Source organism: Cronbergia sp. UHCC 0137, assembly GCF_034932285.1.
GTDB lineage: Bacteria > Cyanobacteriota > Cyanobacteriia > Cyanobacteriales > Nostocaceae > Cronbergia.
Window position 1 is genome coordinate 110727 of the sequence record NZ_JAYGHC010000019.1, and the last position, 1157, is coordinate 111883.

Annotated in this window: 1 protein-coding gene; it reads right to left on the reverse strand. The window is 42.0% G+C overall.

Annotated elements, in window-relative coordinates:
- Positions 1-198: 198 nt before the first annotated feature.
- Positions 199-1083, reverse strand: coding sequence for a glycine--tRNA ligase subunit alpha (glyQ, locus tag VB711_RS12075; protein ID WP_323286271.1), 885 nt, complete (start codon positions 1081-1083; stop codon positions 199-201).
- Positions 1084-1157 lie beyond the last annotated feature (74 nt).

The following is a 1157-nucleotide window of genomic DNA, read 5'->3' on the forward strand; positions in this document are numbered from 1 at the left end:
TTTTTGGTTTATTCAGCAAACCCTATTTATTTTTCGGATATTTTCTAGTGTGTAGGGTGCGTCAGACAGAATAATTAAGGCTAAAATCCCGAACTTTAAGTTTCTGACGCACCTTTCTGGTGAAAATTAAATATGCCTTTTCTAGAACCCTTGTAGAGACATCCCACCGAACATCTCTACATTCTTTTTTCGAGATGTCTATTGGGTAATACTTTTTTCCTTCAGCAAAGGGAAACCCAACTTTTCTCGCTGTTCCACATATAATTGTGCCACACGTCGAGCCAAATGCCTAATTCGGGCAATATAGCGAGTTCTTTCCGTCACAGAAATCACCCCCCTAGCATCCAACAAATTAAAACTGTGCGAACACTTAATCACATAATCCAAACTAGGTAACACCAAACCGCGTTCCAATAACTGAGAAGCTTCCTGCTCATATAAATTAAACAGCGTCAGCAGCATCTCCGAATTAGACGCTTCAAAATTGTAAATACACTGCTCAATCTCACCCTGGAGATGAACATCACCATAACTAATATTATCAGTCCACAGAATCTTAGTAATCGACTCCACCTCCTGAAGATACATCGCCAATCGCTCCAACCCATAAGTAATCTCAATCGACACCGGACGACAATCAATACCACCACACTGTTGGAAATAGGTAAATTGAGTAATTTCCATCCCATCCAACCAAACCTCCCAACCAGTACCCCAAGCCCCCACCGTCGCATCTTCCCAATTATCTTCCACAAAACGAATATCGTGATCTTCAGGACAAATACCCAAAGCCCTCAAAGAATCCAGGTAAATCTCCTGGATATTATCAGGAGAAGGCTTAATCAAAACTTGGTATTGATAATAGTGTTGAAAACGATTGGGATTTTCACCATACCGTCCATCAGTAGGACGACGACAAGGTTCAACATAAGCAACAGCCCAAGGTTCCGGACCCAGCGCCCTTAAAAAAGTATGGGGGTTCTTAGTACCAGCACCCTTTTCCATATCATAGGACTGGGCAATCAAGCAACCACGCTCACTCCAAAACTGATGCAATATCGAAATCACCGACTGAAAATTCATCCTTCACTCTCCCTTCATTAGGACAACATCTACACCATTGTTGCCTAAACCCACCATAGTGAACACTTTTCAGG